16 protein-coding genes are annotated in these 17,869 nt (G+C 63.7%); 5 read left to right on the top strand and 11 right to left on the bottom strand.

All coding sequences use genetic code 11. The features are described 5' to 3' along the window. The first annotated feature begins 2 nt into the window (after positions 1–2). The 5 genes from DT070_RS14580 to DT070_RS14560 all read left to right on the top strand — a co-directional run bounded on the left by DT070_RS14580 (position 3) and on the right by DT070_RS14560 (position 5,860). Positions 3–935: a sugar kinase gene (locus DT070_RS14580; protein ID WP_122956057.1), complete on the top strand. Its 933-nt coding sequence runs from the start codon at positions 3–5 to the stop codon at positions 933–935. Positions 936–997: 62 nt separating this feature from the next. Next, positions 998–1,861 carry a cysteine hydrolase gene (locus DT070_RS14575; protein WP_122956056.1) on the top strand — a complete coding sequence of 288 codons (864 nt, stop codon included), beginning with the start codon at positions 998–1,000 and terminating at the stop codon, positions 1,859–1,861. Between the two features lie 29 nt (positions 1,862–1,890). Further along, positions 1,891–3,084 carry a nicotinate phosphoribosyltransferase gene (gene pncB, locus DT070_RS14570; protein WP_122956055.1) on the top strand — a complete coding sequence of 398 codons (1,194 nt, stop codon included), beginning with the start codon at positions 1,891–1,893 and terminating at the stop codon, positions 3,082–3,084. A gap of 7 nt (positions 3,085–3,091) precedes the next feature. Then, positions 3,092–4,792, top strand: a complete 1,701-nt coding sequence (locus tag DT070_RS14565) for an NAD+ synthase (protein WP_122956054.1) — start codon at positions 3,092–3,094, stop codon at positions 4,790–4,792. Positions 4,793–4,798: 6 nt separating this feature from the next. Next, a complete protein-coding gene (locus tag DT070_RS14560) occupies positions 4,799–5,860 on the top strand; it encodes an NUDIX domain-containing protein (protein ID WP_122956053.1) in 1,062 nt (353 codons plus the stop codon). A gap of 110 nt (positions 5,861–5,970) precedes the next feature. Here the strand turns inward: DT070_RS14560 and DT070_RS14555 are convergent, their stop codons facing one another. The 11 genes from DT070_RS14555 to DT070_RS14505 form a co-directional block, all read right to left on the bottom strand. Continuing rightward, the gene (locus tag DT070_RS14555; RefSeq protein WP_122956052.1) at positions 5,971–6,861 is read right to left on the bottom strand and encodes a dienelactone hydrolase family protein; all 891 of its coding nucleotides are present in this window, start codon (positions 6,859–6,861) and stop codon (positions 5,971–5,973) included. A 60-nt stretch (positions 6,862–6,921) separates the two neighbouring features. Next, a complete protein-coding gene (locus tag DT070_RS14550) occupies positions 6,922–7,992 on the bottom strand; it encodes an aldose epimerase family protein (protein WP_122956051.1) in 1,071 nt (356 codons plus the stop codon). 18 nt (positions 7,993–8,010) lie between these two features. Next, on the bottom strand, positions 8,011–8,979 hold the full coding sequence (locus DT070_RS14545; RefSeq protein WP_194965913.1) for a TRAP transporter substrate-binding protein: 969 nt from the start codon (positions 8,977–8,979) through the stop codon (positions 8,011–8,013). Between the two features lie 163 nt (positions 8,980–9,142). Then, positions 9,143–10,120: a tripartite tricarboxylate transporter substrate binding protein gene (locus DT070_RS14540; protein ID WP_122956050.1), complete on the bottom strand. Its 978-nt coding sequence runs from the start codon at positions 10,118–10,120 to the stop codon at positions 9,143–9,145. A 97-nt stretch (positions 10,121–10,217) separates the two neighbouring features. After that, positions 10,218–11,111: a 2-hydroxy-3-oxopropionate reductase gene (gene glxR / locus DT070_RS14535; protein WP_122956049.1), complete on the bottom strand. Its 894-nt coding sequence runs from the start codon at positions 11,109–11,111 to the stop codon at positions 10,218–10,220. Between the two features lie 105 nt (positions 11,112–11,216). Continuing rightward, the gene (garL, locus tag DT070_RS14530) at positions 11,217–11,999 is read right to left on the bottom strand and encodes a 2-dehydro-3-deoxyglucarate aldolase (RefSeq protein ID WP_122956048.1); all 783 of its coding nucleotides are present in this window, start codon (positions 11,997–11,999) and stop codon (positions 11,217–11,219) included. A gap of 36 nt (positions 12,000–12,035) precedes the next feature. Further along, the gene (locus tag DT070_RS14525; RefSeq protein WP_122956047.1) at positions 12,036–13,022 is read right to left on the bottom strand and encodes a tripartite tricarboxylate transporter substrate binding protein; all 987 of its coding nucleotides are present in this window, start codon (positions 13,020–13,022) and stop codon (positions 12,036–12,038) included. 34 nt (positions 13,023–13,056) lie between these two features. Beyond that, on the bottom strand, positions 13,057–14,631 hold the full coding sequence (gene garD / locus DT070_RS14520) for a galactarate dehydratase (protein ID WP_194965914.1): 1,575 nt from the start codon (positions 14,629–14,631) through the stop codon (positions 13,057–13,059). A gap of 2 nt (positions 14,632–14,633) precedes the next feature. Then, the gene (locus DT070_RS14515) at positions 14,634–15,941 is read right to left on the bottom strand and encodes a glucarate dehydratase family protein (protein ID WP_122956045.1); all 1,308 of its coding nucleotides are present in this window, start codon (positions 15,939–15,941) and stop codon (positions 14,634–14,636) included. Between the two features lie 24 nt (positions 15,942–15,965). Further along, positions 15,966–17,258: a TRAP transporter large permease gene (locus tag DT070_RS14510; RefSeq protein ID WP_122956044.1), complete on the bottom strand. Its 1,293-nt coding sequence runs from the start codon at positions 17,256–17,258 to the stop codon at positions 15,966–15,968. Positions 17,259–17,271: 13 nt separating this feature from the next. Then, a complete protein-coding gene (locus tag DT070_RS14505) occupies positions 17,272–17,865 on the bottom strand; it encodes a TRAP transporter small permease (RefSeq protein ID WP_369973876.1) in 594 nt (197 codons plus the stop codon). Between the last annotated feature and the right edge of the window lie 4 nt (positions 17,866–17,869).

Below are 17,869 nucleotides of genomic sequence, written 5' to 3'. Positions count from 1 at the left end.
ACATGTCTGCAGCCGAGAACCGCAAGGTCGTACTGGTCACGCGCCAGACCCGGCTCGAAGAGCTGGTGGCGCGCTACCAGACCCTGGGTCAGGCCCAGTTCTACCTGGAACACCTCGGCGCCGACTTTACCGACTACCTCCGTGAGAACGAGGCTTATGCCTCCAGCTTGAGGGTGGTCGCTGAAGCGCTGCAGGCCTGGGGCCGCTACCAGATCATCGACCGTGCGCACCTGACCAACTACATCTTCGCGGCCGACGACATCGTGGTGACACTGGGCCAGGACGGCATGGTGGCCAACACCCTGAAGTACCTGAACGGCCAGCCGTTGATCGGTGTAAATCCAGAGCCTAAACGCTGGGACGGCGTTCTGCTGCCTTTTGAGCCGGCGCAGGTCGCCTCAGTGCTGCCCGGCGTCGCCAGGGACAGCCGCACCACCTCGTTGGTCACCATGGCGGAGGCCAGCCTGTCCGACGGACAGGTATTGCGAGGCGTCAACGACCTCTTCATAGGCCCCAAAAGCCATACCTCGGCGCTTTACGACATCGAGTTCCGGGGCGTGAAGGAAGCGCAATCGTCTTCCGGCCTCATTGTCTCGACCGGGCTGGGATCAACGGCATGGCTCAAGAGCATCGTCACCGGCTCCATCGGTATTGCCAACGCTGTGGGGCACGGTCAGGGTGACGGCTATGAGCCCATGCCGCGAGACACGGATCACCTGATCTTCGCCGTGCGGGAGCCGTTTTCCAGCCGGGCTTCACAGACATCCCTGCTCTACGGAGAGATCGAAGAATGTGATGTGTTGACGCTGCGCTCACGCATGCCGGACAACGGGGTGATTTTCTCGGACGGCATGGAAACGGACTTCCTGCGATTTACCGCAGGCATGGAAGCCCGCATCGGTATTTGTGCCACCAAGGGAGTCCTGGTGGAATAACGGCAATCCGCTGCTGCGAGAATCGGCAGCATTGCACCCAATCACTATCAACAGAGGACAGCATGAAGAAAAACATCCAGCTTCTGATCATCGACCCGCAAAACGACTTTTGCGATCTGCCTGTCGACTGGCGGCCCATGGATCCTGTGACGGGGGCCATCGCTTCTCCCTCCCTGCCCGTTGCAGGCGCCCATGCGGACATGCTGCGCCTGGCCGCGCTGATACAGAAAGGTGCATCCGGTATTTCCGCCATTGGCGTGACGCTGGACTCCCATCACAGGTTTGACATTGCTCACCCGACGTTCTGGAAGACCGGCGCCGGTGCAGACGTGGGGCCATTTACGCCGATCACCGCCGCACAAGTACGCAAGGGCGATTACCTGCCCAGGGATGCTGCGATGCTGCCCAGAGCCCTGGCCTACATCGACGAGCTGGAGCAGCGCGGCCGCTACACCTTGATGGTCTGGCCGGTGCACTGCGAAATCGGCAGCTGGGGCCACAACGTGCACCCCGCCGTGAAAGCCGCCTACAACCGCTGGGAAGACAGCCGCCTTGCCATGGTGCAAAAGATCAACAAGGGCAGCAACCCCTGGACGGAGCATTACAGCGCCATGCAGGCCGAGGTGCCGGATGAAGAGGACCCGGCAACGCAGCTCAATACGGCCCTGATCGCGTCACTGGACCAGGCCGACCTGCTCATCATCGCCGGCGAAGCCAGCAGCCACTGCGTGAAAGCGACCACCGAGCACATTGTTGAAAACCTTCCGTCCGGCAAGCCAGGCAAGGTGGTGCTGCTCACCGACTGCATGAGTCCCGTCGGCGGCTTTGAAGCGCAGCACCAGGCTTTCCTGGATGACATGGCTCACCGCGGCGCCGTGCTGTCAACAAGCGCGGCGATGCTGAGCACCCTGCAAGCGAACGCCTGACCGCCCCCCCCTTTCCCCACAAAGCCACTATGCAACCCATCATCCAAAGCCTGCTGGACACCGACCTCTACAAGTTCACCATGTGGCAAACCATGCTGCACAGGCACCCGCAGACCGAGGCCGAATACACCTTTGTCTGCCGAAACCAGCCGGGCTACCCGCTGGGTGAGCTGCTGGGAGAGGTCAATGCGCAGCTGGACCATCTCTGCACCTTGCGCTTTCAGCCTGAGGAGTTGGCCTACCTGCGGAGCCTTCGCTTCATCAAGAGCGACTTTGTGGACTTCCTGCGCATCTTTGAGCTCCAGCGGGAATTCATCAAGGCCACGGCAGACGGCCCTACGCTGGTGATCAAAGCCGTGGGCCCGCAAGTGCACACCATGGCCTTCGAAATCTTCGTGCTGGCCATAGTCAACGAGCTCTACTTCCGCCGCGCGGACCAGGCCGCCGCGCTTGCAGAAGGCCGCAAGCGCCTGCAGGACAAGATAAACATCCTGCGGGCCTTCGAAAAAGAACCCTCACTGCGCAATCCCTTCGAGTTCTTCGACTTCGGCGTGCGGCGCCGCTTCTCGCGCGACTGGCAGACCGAGGTGGTCACCACGCTCAAACAGGAAGTTCCGCAGTATTTCAAAGGCACTTCCAACGTGCTGCTGGCCAGCGAGCTCAACCTGGTACCCATCGGTACCATGGCTCACGAATACCTGCAGACCTACCAGGCGCTCGGCATGACGCTACGCGACTTCCAGCGCGCCGCACTGGAAGACTGGGTGCAGGAGTACCGCGGGGATTTGGGTGTGGCGCTGACGGACGTGGTCGGCATGGACGCCTTCCTCGCGGATTTCGACCTTTACTTCGCCAAGCTGTTCGATGGCCTGCGCCACGATTCCGGCGACCCATTTGCCTGGGGTGAGAAAGCCCTGGCCCACTACGCCAAGCTGCGCGTCGATCCGCAAAACAAGCGCCTGGTCTTCTCTGACGGGCTGGACGTGCCGACCGCGCTCAAGCTCTACCGCGCATTTGCCGGGCGCACCCAGACCGGCTTCGGTATCGGCACCAACCTCACCAACGATGTCGGGCTCACACCGCTGAACATCGTCATGAAACTGACCGGCGCCAATGCCCGGCCGGTGGCCAAACTGTCGGACAGCCCGGGCAAGACGCTATGCAACGACCAGACCTTCCTCGCTTACCTGCGCCAGGTCTTCCGTTTCCCTGCATCGGCTTAAGGACACCATGCTCAAAATCACCGCAGCCCAGTTGAACTTCACGATCGGCGATCTCTCCGGCAACGTGGCCAAGATGGTTACGGCCGCCAGCAAGGCCTGGAGTGACCAATCCGACATCGTTGTCTTCTCCGAAATGTCGCTCACAGCCTACTACCCCGGCGACATGCTGGAAGAAGAAGGCTTCATGGAGCGTGTCGATGCGGCCCTCCACGATCTCCTGCTGGCTTCGCGCCAGATCCCCAACCTCTACTGGGTGATAGGCCTTCCAGCGCGCCGCGAAGCGCCGGGCAAGAAGCTGCGCAACACCCTGTGCGTGATCAAGGGCGGCGAGGTGCTGCTGGAGTATGCCAAGCAGTTGCTGCCCACCTACAACATCTTCGACGAGCGCCGCCACTTTGAACCCGGCCAGGACGTGGCCAAGGTCTTGCGCATCCGCGAAGCCAAGGTGGGCGTGCTGATCTGCGAAGACGGCTGGAACGACGAGGGCCTGGACTACGCGATCAATCCCTTTGACCGCATGCGCGACGCCGCACCTGACCTTGTGATCTCCATCAATGCCAGTCCGTCCAACATCGGCAAGCGCGAGCAGCGCCACCAGATCTTCGCCGCCGCCAGCAAACGCAACCAGTTGCCCATCCTCTACGTCAACCAGGTTGGCGGCCATGACCAGCTTGTGTATGACGGCGCATCGTTCGCGGTGGAGCCTAAGGCCGGCGTGGTGTTTGAGGCCGAACGCTTCGCCGAAGACGTGACAACCCTTCGCTTCGAGAACGGCCGCTTTCTCACGCTGGCCGGGGATGAGCCGGCCGCGGTCCCTGCCCAGGGATTGCCGACCATGGCGTTCTACCGGCGCCAGATCGTGCTCGGCCTGCAGGACTATGCGCGCCGCTGCGGCTTCACCCGCGCCGTGATCGGCTCGTCCGGCGGGATTGATTCGGCACTGACCCTGGCGCTTGCCGCCGAAGCCCTGGGGCCCGCCAACGTGACCGCCATCACCATGCCATCGCGTTTCTCGTCGGCCGGCTCCGTCGATGATTCTGAAACCCTGTGCCGCAACCTCGGCGTGGAATTGCTGCACCATCCGATCGCCGGTATCGTGAGCGAATTTTCCGGTGGCTTTGAAGCCGCCTTCGGCCAGGCGTTGCAGGGCATCGCACTGGAGAATCTTCAGGCGCGAGCGCGCGGCACCATCCTGATGGAATACTCGAACAGCTGCGGGCACCTGCTGCTAACCACGGGCAACAAGTCCGAGATTTCGGTGGGCTACTGCACGCTTTATGGCGACACCAACGGGGGCCTCGGCCTGATCGGCGACCTCTACAAAACCGAGGTGTTCGCCTTGTCAAGCTACCTCAACGAAGCGGCCGGCAAAGAAATCATTCCCCAGGCCATCATCGACAAAGCCCCCTCCGCTGAGCTGGCGCCCGATCAGAAAGACGTGGACAGCCTGCCACCGTATCCGGTGCTCGATGAGGTGCTCAAGCTTCTGATCGAAGGCCGGCGCCTGGCCGCGTGGGAGTACGAGAAAGCGTCGGCTTTCGTCGCGCAGCTGCGTCGCGCCCCTGAGAACATTGCGATGATCGAACGCATCAAGGGCATGATCGCCCGCAACGAATACAAACGCCGGCAGGCGCCTCCCATCATCCGTCTGCGCGCACGCGCTTTCGGTTCCGGCCGGCAGATGCCGATCGCCGCCAAATTCCACTAGGTCGCCATGACATCAAGCCCCCAAAAACACGAGGTCTCGGTCTACATCGGCCGCTTCCAGATCTTTCACAACGGGCAGCTCGCGCTGCTGCGCCGGGCGCTGGACGCGGCCCCGCTCTGCATCGTCGTGCTCGGCTCGGCCTGGCAGGCGCGTACGCCCAAAAACCCTTTTACCTGGCAGGAGCGCGCAGAAATGATCCGCCTGGCGCTGCCCGAGGCGGACCGGGACCGGATCCGTTTTCTGCCTGTGCGTGACTACTATGACCAGGACCGCTGGGTGTCGGCAGTCAAGCACGGTGTGGCGGAACTGACGGGCGGGAAGTCCGGGACATCCCCCGTGCTCATCGGGCATTTCAAAGATGCGACCAGCGAGTACCTGAAGAACTTTCCCGGCTGGACGCTGGATGCCGTCCCATCGCAAGGCAGGATCGACGCAAGCGCTTTGCGTGACGCTTACTTTGGCAATGCCGGCGCGGCGCTGGAACCGGCACTCGCCGCCCTGGTGAGTCAGGCGCCGGCCAGCACCATTGCATTTCTCCGCACCTGGGCGGCCTTGCCTTACTTCCTTGAACTCGCGCAAGAGTGGGAAAGCCTCAGGCTGGAAAAGGCAAAGTGGGCCGGCTCTCCCTATGCGCCGGTTTTTGTGACGGTAGATGCGGTCGTGAAATGCGGTGACCGCGTGCTGCTGATCCAGCGCGGGCGTTCCCCAGGCAAGGGCTTGTTTGCCGTGCCGGGCGGGTTCATCGAGCAGCGGGAAACCGTATACCAATCCGCTTTGCGTGAACTGGAAGAAGAAACCCGGATGCGTTTGCTGGATGGCGATATGAAAAATGCGCTGAAAGCGGTCCACGTGTTTGACCATCCGGACCGCAGCCTGCGCGGCCGCGTGATCACCCATGCCCACTTCTTTGACCTGGGCTTACGCCAGTTGCCGGAAGTGCAGGCGGCCGACGACGCGGCCGCCGCTGAATGGATTCCCGTGGATCAACTGGCCGCCATGGAGGATCGTTTCCATGACGACCATTTCCATATGCTGGATTTCTTCTTCTCGCTGACGGAGCGCATCTGATCAGTGCGCTGAAGACCTCAACCAGAAAACCGAACTTCTTCCATAGACACATCAGGGATCCGATTGCCAGGCCCCGCAAGGCGCCGGGCTTTTTGATGCCTGGAAGATGTTCAAGGCGCCGTCAGGCCGACCTTGCGCACGAAGGCATCGAGTGGCACCGACCACATCTTGCCGCCGTAGGTCAGCAGCGCATGCCCGTCGTGGCCCGGCAGCGGGCCGGTCTGGATGAACTGGGTGTCGCTGCCGCCGGCCTTGAAGGCCTCATGCCACTCCCTGGGAGCCTCTGGGCCCCAGTACTGGTCGTTCTCGGCGTAGAGCCACAGGTTGGGCACCTTGACCAGCTTGCCGAGCTCACCATACGTTTTGGCCATGTTCTCGGGCTTGCAGCTCCTGGTGGGGGAGTCTTCCGGATTACCGCCCGAGCCACCCGCAAAATTGACGGCGCCGATGACGCCCGGCAGGTTGAGCGCGGCGACCGACACCGTCGTCATGCCGCCTACCGACTGCCCTTCCAGCAGCAGCCTGTCCTTGCGCACCCAGGGCTGCTGCAAGGCCCACTGGTGCAATGCGACGACCGTCTGGCCCGCGTGGCTGGCCACACGGGTGAAGTCGGCATCGCCGGTGCACACCTTGCCGCTCCAGCGGATGCCGGAGTCCTCCCTGTCGAAGCCCCCGGTATCCCCGTAGCCGGGCCGCACCGGGGCAATCACGGCCACCCCTTTGCGCAACCAGTAATTGGCATGCCCTATCAACACCGGGTTCTCGAGTTTGGCCCGGTCAACCCGCGACGGGGCGCGCCCGTGCGAGAAGATCACCAGGGGAAAAGGGCCGTCGCCCGCGGGCTTGTAGACATGGGTGACGACGTCGAAGGACTTGCCGTCAATCACCAGGGGCAATTTGATGACCTGCGGCGAGACGCGCTCAGCCTGCTGGGCCCACGCCGTCCCGCAGAGGACGTGTGCCGGCAAACCCACCAGCAACACCAGTTTCCACCATTGCATGTTTGGCTCCTTGTTGGTTGCCGGGCATTCTGACACGCACGGCAATGCTCGCCGGGCCGTTTACGCCGACGTGCTGAAGCGGTACAGCGTGCGGCCGTGGCGGCCCTTGCCGGGCTCATGCACGGCCGACGGAAACGCCGGCAGGTTGGGGGCGTTCGGATAGCCCTGCGGCTCGAAGCACAGGCTTTGCTGCTGCACATAAACCCGGCCGCCCTTGCCGGGCCCGCCGGCCAGCGGCTCGCCGGCCACCAGGCCGGTGTAGAACTGCATCGTGGGCTCGGTGGACCAGACTTCCATCACGCGACCGCTGGCGGCTGCGCTCACACGTGCGCACAGCGCGAGTTCCCCCTCACTGACGGCAGCGCGGTCAATCTCAAAACAGTCGTCGTAGCCTGCCAGGCCCCCCGCGGCCTGTGGCGCTTTCACCCGCGTGTTCAGCACCACCGGCTTGCGCAGGTCAAAGGGCGTGTCTTCCACCGGCAGCAGCTCGCCCGTCGCGATGAGGTCAGGCGTCATGCCGAAGTAGCGCCGGGCACATACCTGCACTTCATGCCCCAGCGCGCTGCGGCTGCCGGCGCCTTCAAGGTTAAAAAAGGCATGCGTGGTGAAGTTCGCCACCGTGGGCACATCCCGCGCGATGGCTTCGTAGTCCAGCACCAGCTCGTTCGCTTCCGTCACGCTGTAAGTCAGGCGCAGCGCCAGCGCTCCGGGGAAGCCCTCCTCCCCATCGGCAAACACATAATTCATTTCAACGCTGGCGTCGCTGCGCTGCATGGCGTCGAACACCCGAAAGCGCGAGCCCTTCACGCCGCCATGCAGGCAGTGCGGGCCGTTGTTGGCGGTCAGCACGTGCTCCTTGCCGTTCAGGGTAAAGCGCGCCTGGGCAATGCGGCCGGCATAGCGGCCGATGAAGGCGCCCACCGAGGCCGCTCCGCCGGTCACGCCGTCCATGCTGTCGTAACCCAGCACCACGTCGTCAAGGCGGCCCTCGCGGTCCGGCACCAGCACCTGCTCGATCTTCGCGCCGTAGTTCGTGACGCACACAGCCATGCCCCGGCTGTTGCGCAGGGTGAACAGCGCGACGGGCTTGCCGTCGATCTCTCGTGCAAAGCGTGCGGGGTCAAGCAGCATGGGCGTTTTCCGGAATGCTTATTTTGAAATGATGGTCAGCAGCTCTTCGCGTGTGGTCGGGTCGGCCATGTATTTTCCATACAGCGGGCCCATGCGGCGAACCATGGGCGACGCATCCTTGACCTTGACGAATTGCGAACCCTGTTTGGCGGTGGCCTCCAGGGCCGCGGCCACCCGCTTGTTCCACAGCTCGCGCATCAGGATGGCGGACTTTGCGCCGGCGTCCGTAAAGGCGGCCTTGTCTTCCTTGCTGAGTTTGTCCCACAGCTTGGTCGACACCACCAGGGCTTCCGGCGAAATGACGTGATTGGTCATGTAGACGTTTTTGGCCACCTTGAAGTGGCCGGTCGATTCGTACGAGGGCATGTTGTTCTCGGCGCAATCGACCTTGCCCTGCTCCAGCGCGCCGAGCACGTCCTTGAAGGGCAAGGCCACCGGTTTGGCTTCCATCAGCTTGACCATCTCGATATAGATCTCGGACTGCTGCACCCGGATGCTCGTACCGGCAAGGTCACGGATATTGCTCACGGGCTTGACGCAGTAAAACGATCGCCCGCCGCCGTCATACCAGCCCAGCACGACAAAACCGGCGGCCTTCAGATTGCCGGCAAAACGCTCGCCCAGCTTGCCGTCGAGGTGGCGAAACATGTGCGCAGAGTCGGTGAACAGGAACGGCAGGTTCAACACCTTGATGCCCGGCACGGCGTCGGACAGCGGGCCTGAGCTGAACTCGGCCACATCGATCTCGCCGCTCTTGAGCATCTGCACGGCTTTGGGCTGGTCGCCCAGCGAGCCGTTGTTGAACAGCTCTATCGAGTAGCGCCCGCCGGTGCTTTTGGCGACCTGCTCGACGAAGCTTTTCATGGCTTCAGAGACCGGGTAGCCGTCGGGGTGGATGTTCCAGGCGCGCAGTTTGGTCTGGGCCATGCCCGTTGCGGCGCACAGGGCGAAAGAAAGGGCGATGAGGCCCTTGAGGGATGCTTGCATGATTGTGTCTCCTGGTCTTGGAATTTGTCCGGCCGCCTCTTTGGGCGGTCTCGGTGGCTGGCGATGGCTGGCTAAAAACGGGATGGCGAGATTTAACTTTTACATGAAAAGTGCCTCCAGCCCTTATGGATCATGGACAAGCAGCTATCAAATCAGGAGCACGTCAGTCGAGCTTGATGTTGGCTTCCGCCACCACTTTGGCCCAGCGGCTGCGTTCCTGGTTGAAGTACGCGTCTTGCTGCGCCGGCGTCATGGTCACCACTTCGGCGCCCTGCCCGGCCAGCTTGGCGCGGATGTCCGGGCTGCGGATGATCTTGATGAGTTCGGTGTTCAGGCGGTTGACGATGGCGGCCGGCGTGCCGTTGGCCACCAGCAGACCCTGCCACGTGCCGGATTCGAAGCCGGGAATGCCCTGCTCCGCCAGCGTGGGCACGTTGCCGATCAGCGGCATGCGCGTGCTCTTGGAAACGCCCAGGATTTTCAGTTTGCCGCTTTGCACATGCGGCAAGGTCGCCAGCATGCCGTTCATCAGCACCTGCGTCTGGCCGGCAATGGTGTCGCTCACCGCTTGCGAGCCGCCTTTGTAGGGGATGTACTGCCACTTGGCCTTGGTGGCCCGTTCGACGGCGACACCGGCCAGGTGCGGCGCGCTTCCCATGGCCGTCACCGCAAAGTTCAGGTCGGACTTGTGCGACAGCGCGATCAGCTCCTTGAGGTTGTTGGCCGGCACGGAAGGGTGCACCACCAGCAGGTGCGGCGAATACGCCAGCATCGTCACGCCGCGCAAATCCTTGGACGGGTCAAACCCCAGCTTGGTGTAGACCGAAGGGCTGATGGCCAGCGCGCCGGTGTCGCACAGCAGCAGCGTGTAGCCGTCGGGTGCGGACTTGGCCACGATGTCGGCGCCCAGGTTGCCGTTGGCGCCGGCCTTGTTGTCGACGATGACCGACTGCTTGAGCGCTTCGGACAGCGGCTGCGAAATGGCGCGGGCAATGATGTCTGATGAGCCGCCCGGTGGGTAAGGCACCACGAGGCGTATCGGTTTGGACGGCCAGCCGGCCTGCGCGCTTGCCGTGCCGGTGGCGGCGCCGGCGCCCAGCGCCAGTGAAGCCGCGATCAGTTCACGTCGATTGATAGCCATGTTTGTCTCCGGATGTTCAAAAAAAAGGAAAGTTGCATCAATCCCTCGCTGCGCCGGGAGCCTCTTCGGGCTCCGCGTTTGCAGCTTTTTTGTCCGCTTACGACGCGGACTTCGCCACTTCGTGGTTGCCCAGCAATTCCAGCGCCCGCACCAGGGCGGAGTGGTCCAGGTCCTGCATGCCGTTGGCGGCGCAGGCCTGCATCAACTGCGCTGCACCCGCCGTTTGCGGCAGGGCCAGGCCCAGGGTGCGAGCACCGCTGAGCGCCAGGTTCAAATCCTTCTGGTGCAGGCCGATGCGGAACCCCGGCGCAAAGGTGCGCTTGATCATGCGTTCACCGTGCACTTCCAGGATGCGTGAGGAGGCAAAGCCGCCCATCAGGGCCTGGCGCACCTTGGCCGGGTCCGCGCCGGCCTTGCTGGCAAACAGCAGGGCTTCACCCACGGCGGCGATGTTCAGCGCCACGATGATCTGGTTGGCCACCTTGCAGGTCTGGCCGTCGCCGTTGCCGCCAACCAGCGTGATGTTCTTGCCCATCAGTTCAAACAGCGGCTTGACCAGGTCAAACGCGGCCTGCGGGCCGCCCACCATAATGGTCAGGCTGGCCGCCTTGGCGCCGACTTCACCGCCCGACACCGGCGCGTCGAGGTAGTCGCAGCCCAGGGCGTTGATCTTCTTGGCGAACTCTTTCGTGTCCATCGGCGAGATGGAGCTCATGTCGACCACGGTCTTGCCCTTGGTCAGCGCTGCGGAAACGCCGCCCTCGCCGAACAGGACCTTGGCCACATCGGGCGTGTCGGGCAGCATCAGGAAGATGATGTCGGCCTGCTTGACCACGTCGGTGATGGAGTCGCAGGCCTTGCCCTTGCCCGTCAACAACTCCGCCGGCACTTTGCCCAGCGTGGTCATGAACACTTCGTGCCCTGCCGCAATCAGGTGTGCTGCCATGGGGTTGCCCATGATGCCCAGGCCGATAAATCCAAGCTTGCTCATAAAAATGCTCCTTGTTCGTAAAAAAAATAACAGTGGCTCCGCACGCGCGGTCCACAAGGTGCATCCCGGACCCGATCCAGGATGACGGGAAAATCAGGCGAGGTATCAGGCGAGATATTTGTCGCGCAGGGCCTGCGTGGCGCCACGGAACACGCCGAGGTCGCTGCCGACGCCGACAAACGTCGCGCCCATCTCCATGTAGCGGCGTGCGTCGGCTTCCACCGGCGCCAGGATGCCGACCGGCTTGCCGTGCTTCTTGGCGGCGGCAAAAATTTTCACCATGGCGGCCTGCACCTCCGGGTGCCCGGCATTGCCGAGGTGGCCCAGGCCGGCGGCCAGGTCGGACGGGCCGACAAACATGCAGTCGACACCGTCGGTGGCGGCAATCTCGTCCGCTGCCGCCGTGCCGGCGATGCTTTCGATCTGCACCATCACGCAGATGTGGTCGTTGATGGACTTGAGGTAGTCCGGCACCGTGCCGTACTTGTTGCTGCGCTGGGACACCGACACGCCGCGAATGCCTTGCGGCGGGTAACGCGTGGCGGCGACGGCGCTGGCGGCCTGCCCGGCGGTTTCGACAAAGGGAATCAGGAAGTTGTAGAAGCCGGCATCGAGCAGGCGCTTGAGCTCCACCGAGTTGTTGGAGGTCGGGCGCACCACTGGCGCGCTGCGGCTGTCTTTCAGGGCCATCAGCTGCGGGATGTAGGTGGCCATGTCGTTGGGCGAATGTTCACCGTCCAGCAGGATCCAGTCGAAGCCGGCCACGCCCAGCACCTCGGTGGTGATGGCGTTGGACAGCGAGGACCAGCAGCCGATCAGTTTTTTGCCGGCCAGCAGGTCGCGTTTGAAGCTGTTCGGAAAGGATTGGTAAGGGGTAACTTGTGTCATGGTGGTTTGCTGTTGATCTCTGAAAGGGGTACGGGCCTATTCGGCCTTGATGTTGGCGGCCTTGATGACCTTGGCCCATTTTTCGACCTCGGTTTTCTGGTACGCAAGCAGTTGCGCGGGCGTCATGCTGGAGGGCTCCATGCCGAACACCTTGAGTTTGGCCTGCACATCGGGCAGGGCCAGCACCTTCATCACTTCGGCGTGCAGGCGGTCGACCACGGGTTGCGGCGTGTTCGCGGGCACGAACATGGCCTGCCAGGACACCATGTCGAAGCCCTTCTGGCCGCTCTCGGCGATGGTCGGCACATTCGGGTAGGCGGGCACGCGCTGGCTGCCGGTCACGGCAATCGGGCGCAGCTTGCCGCTCTGGATGTGGGGGCCGACGATCAGGCTGGTGTCGAACATCATGTCGAGCTGGCCGCCGACCAGGTCCTGCACGGCCGGGCCCGAACCCTTGTACGGCGCATGGGTGAACTTGACGCCCGACTGGCTGGCCAGCAGCTCCAGCGCCATGTGCGGCGAGGTGCCGATGCCCGGCGAGCCCGAGCTCAGGCCGCCGTTCTTGGCGCGGGCGGCCTTGAGCACATCGTCCAGGGTGCGCAGCGGGCTGGCGGCCGGCACCACCAGCAGCAGCGGGCTCACGCCCAGCATGGCGACGGGCGCGAAGGACTTCACCGGGTCGTAGCCGATGGGCGTGCTGTAGAGGCTGACGTTGATCGAGTGGGAGCTGATCGTGCCGCCCAGCAGCGTGTAGCCGTCGGCCGGCGCGCGCGACGCGATGGCCGAACCCACGCTGCCGCCGGCGCCGCCCTTGTTGTCGATGACGATGGGCGTGCCCAGCGCGACGGACAGCGGCTGCGAGATCAGGCGGGCCAGCGTGTCGGTGTTGCCGCCGGGCGGGAACGGCACCACGTAGGTGATGGCCTTGCCGGTGGGCCAGGCGCCTTGCGCCAACGCAGAGAGGGCCGACAGGCCGCCGGCGGCTGCGGCGATGGCAGTGTGAATCAGGGTTCGGCGTTGCATGGTGATGTCTCCTTGCGTGTTTTTGGGCGATAAATCAGGTCACGGGTGCGGGGTTGAACAGCACCAGCGCGTTGTGCAGCTTCCAGTGTTCGGCCCAGGTCTTCTTGCGGCCGCTGGCCACCTCGAGCATGAGGTGGAACATCTCCCAGCCCACCTCCTCGATGCTGGCGTCGCCGTCGGCAATGCGGCCGGCGTTGATGTCCATCAGGTCGTGCCAGCGGCGCGCCAGGTCGCTGCGGGTGGCGACCTTGATCACCGGGCATTCGGCCAGGCCGTAAGGTGTGCCGCGGCCGGTGGTGAACACGTGCAGATTCATGCCGGCGGCGAGCTGCAAGGTGCCGCAGATGAAGTCGCTGGCGGGCGTGGCGGTGTAGGTCAGCCCCTTGTGCCTGAGTTTTTCACCGGGCGCCAGCACGCCGCTGATGGGCGAGCTGCCGGACTTGACGATGGAGCCCATGGCTTTTTCGACGATGTTGGACAGGCCGCCCTTCTTGTTGCCGGGCGTGGTGTTGGCGCTGCGGTCGACCAGGCCTTTTTGCAGGTAGGCGTCGTACCAGGCCATCTCGCGGATCATGGCCTGCGCCACTTCCGGCGTGGCTGCGCGCGAGGTGAGCTGGTCGATGCCGTCGCGGACCTCGGTGGTTTCGGAAAACATCACGCTGGCACCGGCGCGCACCAGCAGGTCGGTGCAAAAGCCCACCGCCGGGTTGGCAGTGACGCCGGAAAAGGCATCGCTGCCGCCGCACTGAACACCGACCACCAGTTCGCTGGCGGGCACGGTCTCGCGGCGGCGTGCATCGAGTTTTTCCAGGTGCAGCACGGCCGCCTGCATGATGGAGTCGATCATGGACATGAAGCCCACATGGTTCTCGGACTGCAGGCAGACCACATCGAGCGGCGCTTCGGCATTGGCGCCGACGTCGGCCACGCTGCGTTCGTCGACGATCTGGATGGTTCCGGGCGGCATCAGGCGCTCGGGCTGCAACTTCTCGCAGCCCAGGCTCACCACCATGACCTCACCACCGAAGTTGGGGTTCAGGCTGATGTTGCGCAGCGTGCGTATCGGGATGATGGCATCAGGCGCGTCGATGGCGACACCGCAGCCGTAGGTGTGTTCCAGGCCGACCACGTCGTCGACGTTGGGAAACTTCGGCAGCAGCTCGGCCTTGATGCGCTTGACCGCGAAGTCGACCACGCCGGCCACACACTGCACCGTGGTGGTGATGGCCAGGATGTTGCGGGTGCCGACCGAGCCGTCGGCATTGCGGTAGCCCTCGAAGGTATAGCCCTCCAGCGGGGCCTGTGGCGGCGGCTTGACGGTGGCCATCGGCAGGCCGTCGAGGCCGCGCGCATCGGGCATGGCGAGCAGGCGCTCGTGCACCCAGCTGCCGGCGGGAATGTCTTTCAGCGCATAACCGATGGGCACGTTGTAGCGCAGCACCGCCGCGCCCTTGGGCAAATCGACCAGCGCCACCTTGTGGCCTTGCGGCACCTTGTCGACGAGGCGCAGGCCGTCAGCAAACACCGTGCCCGCAGGCAACCCGCCGTCATTGGCGACGATGGCCACATTGTCTGCGGCATGCATGCGGATGTGGAGCGGCGCGGCCATGGTCAAAAGCGGGGTTGCGCGCCCGTAAACGCCGGGTCGTATTTACGCATCTGCGCCAGGTCGTCGCGGTTGCGGATGCCGCAATGGAGGTAGTTGTCGTGCAGGCGCGCCAATGCCGTGCGGTCCAGCGTCACGCCCAGGCCGGGGGTGGTCGTCACGCGCAGGCTGCCGTCCTCAAAGCGCAGGCGGCCGCCCTCCACCACTTCCTCGTCCTGCCAGGGGTAGTGGGTGTCGCAGGCGTACGTCAGCAGCGGCACGCTGGCGCACAGGTGGGTCATGGCCATCAGGCTGATGCCGAGGTGGGAGTTGCTGTGCATCGACAGGCCCAGGCCAAACGTGCTGCACAGCCGCGACAGCTGCTGCGTGGCGCGCAGGCCGCCCCAGTAGTGATGGTCGCTCAGCACGATCTTGACCGGGCAGCCCATCTCGGCGTTGCGGCGGAACTCGGCGAAATCGGTCACCACCATGTTGGTGGCCAGCGGCACCTCGCACTCGCGCGCCACGGCGGCCATGCCTTCCAGGCCGGGCGCGGGGTCTTCGTAGTACTCGAGCACGCCGCGCAGCTTTTCAACGATCTTCAGGCTGGTCGCCACGCTCCAGTTGGCATTGGGGTCGATGCGCAGCGGCATGCCGGGGAAGGCCTCGGCCAGCGCCAGCAGGCCCGCAGCTTCCTCATCCGGCGCAAGCGCACCGGCCTTGAGCTTGATGCTCTTGAAACCGTACTCTGCAATCATCCGGCGCGCCTGGGCCACCAGTTGCGGCGGTGTGAGCGCCTCGCCCCAGGGGTCGGCCGGATAACCGGAAGCAGCAGGCTTGTCGATGTGTTCTGCATACTTGTAGAACAGGTAGGCCGAAAACGGCACGCGGTCGCGCGCCGCACCGCCCAGCAGGTCCACCACCGGTGCGCCGGCCAATTGCCCCTGCAGGTCCAGCATGGCGACCTCAAAGGCGCTGATGACCTTGGCCACGGTCTTGGACACATGGGTTCCCGGCGCCAGGGACACCTGCTGGCCGAGAAACTCCGAGGCGGTCTGCTTCGGCGGCGTGACCTGCGCGGCGACACGCGCCTCCATCCCGGTCAGCGACCAGGGCGAGAGACCGACCAGCGTGGGCGCGACCTTGGCCAGCGCCTCAAGCATCGGCAAGTCACCGTAACTTTCGTTGATGCCGACGAGGCCCGAATCGGTTTCCAGCTCGATGATCGAGCGCAGCGCCCAGGGCTCGTGGATGCCGGCCGCGTTCAACAGCGGTGGGTCACGGAAGGCAATGGGCGTGATGCGGATGTGCCGGATGGCGTGCGAAGTGCTCATGATGGGAACGTCAGACAAGCCCGTTCATTTCGCGAACATACCGGGCAGCCACAGCGAGAATGCAGGCACATAGGTCACCAGCATCAGGCAGGCCGTCAGTGCGCCATAAAAGGGCAGGATCGATTTCATGACCTGCCCCACCGATATCTCCCCGATGGCGCACCCCACGAATTGCGTGACCCCCACTGGTGGCGTGTTCAGGCCGAGCGCGCAGTTGATCAGCATCACGATGCCGAATTGCACGGGATCCATGCCGAACTGTGCCGCGATCGGCAAAAAGATGGGCGTGCAGATCAGGATGGTGGCAGCCATGTCGAGGAAGGTGCCCAGGATGAACAGCAGCACGTTGATCATCAGGAAGATCACCCACGGCGTGGCGGACACGGAGGTCATCAGCTCGCCGGTTTTCTGCGGTACCTCATAAAGCGCCATGAAATATCCGAAGGCGGACGAGATGCCGATCAGCAGCAGAACCACGCCGGTGGTTTTGCAGGCCTTCGCGCAGGCCTTCAAAAAGTTTTGCCACGACAGCGAGCGATACACCAGCACCGTGACGATCAGCGCCCACAGCACCGCCGTGGCAGCCGACTCGGTCGCGGTGAAAACGCCGGACAGGATGCCCGCCAGGATGATCACCACAATGAACAGGCCAGGCAGGGAGCCCAGGAAGGCCATCAGCACTTCCTTCCAGCCCGAGAACTTGCCGCGGACCGGATAGCCCCGCTTGACGGCGACATAGTACGCGGCAATCAGGTTGCACAGGGTGAGCAGCATCGCAGGGATGACGCCGGCCAGAATCAGGCTGAACACACTGACCGAGGCAATGCCGGTGGTCGCCAGTGCGAAGATGATCAGGTTGTGCGAGGTCGGCATCAATGCACCGACCAGTGCCGCGTGCGTCGTGACGTTAACGGCGTAGTCTGCGTCGTAGCCTTCTTTCTTCATCAGCGGGATCATCACCGAGCCCATCGCGGACACATCGGCCAGCGGCGAGCCGGCGACACCGCCGAACAAGGTGCAGCCGATCACGTTACTCATGCCCAGGCCGCCGCGCACATGGCCGATCAGGCTGTTGGCAAAGCGCACGATGCGGTCGGCAATGCCGCCGTACAGCATCAGCTCACCGGCAAACACGAAAAAGGGAATCGCCAGAAACGAAAACACCTGCATGCCGCCGACCATCTTCTGGAAGACGATCGCGATCGGCATGCCCGAATACAGCACCGTGGCCACCGAGGCAAGCCCGATCGAGAAGGCCACCGGCACGCCCAGCACCAGCAGCAGCGCAAAGCTCAATGAGAGAACTGTCAGTTCCATATTTTTCTTTCAATCAGTACCAGGATGGAACGACTTCTTCGTCCCTGAGCAACGCAATGATGTGTTCGAAGGAGAACATGACGATCAGCACGCCGGCGATCACCAGCGACAGGTAGTCGATACCCACGGGCAGTTGCAGCATCGGATCCAGCTCGTCCCATTTCATGCGGGTCCAGAGCATGCCGCTTTGCACCATGATTCCGCCGAACAGCGCGACAAACAGATGGATCAGGATCTCCAGCTTCAGGCGCATCGACTCGGGCAGCAGCGAGACCAGCGACTCCAGGCCAATGTGGCCGGCGTCCCGCACGCCGACTGCCACGCCGAGCGCAGTCACATACAGCACCAGCTGCAGTGCCAGCGCTTCAGCCCAGGTCGGCGTGTCGTTGAGGACATAGCGGCCGAACACCTGGACCTGCACCGACACGATGATGCCGGCCAGGCCGAAGATCGCGAGAATCAGGCTGATCTTGCTCAACCAGCCGCACAGGCGTGAATACCAGTGACGCGCGGGTGGCCGCTCGTGCTCCGGGTCCACGCCCAGGGCAACAGAACTGACGGCCGCTGTAGTGGCTGCGGCCGAAACCGACATTTGGGGGGTTGTCATAAAG

The organism is Polaromonas sp. SP1, from assembly GCF_003711205.1.
GTDB lineage: Bacteria > Pseudomonadota > Gammaproteobacteria > Burkholderiales > Burkholderiaceae_C > Polaromonas.
The sequence above is the reverse complement of the archived record's forward strand: the minus strand, read 5'-3'. Positions and strand labels throughout refer to the sequence as shown.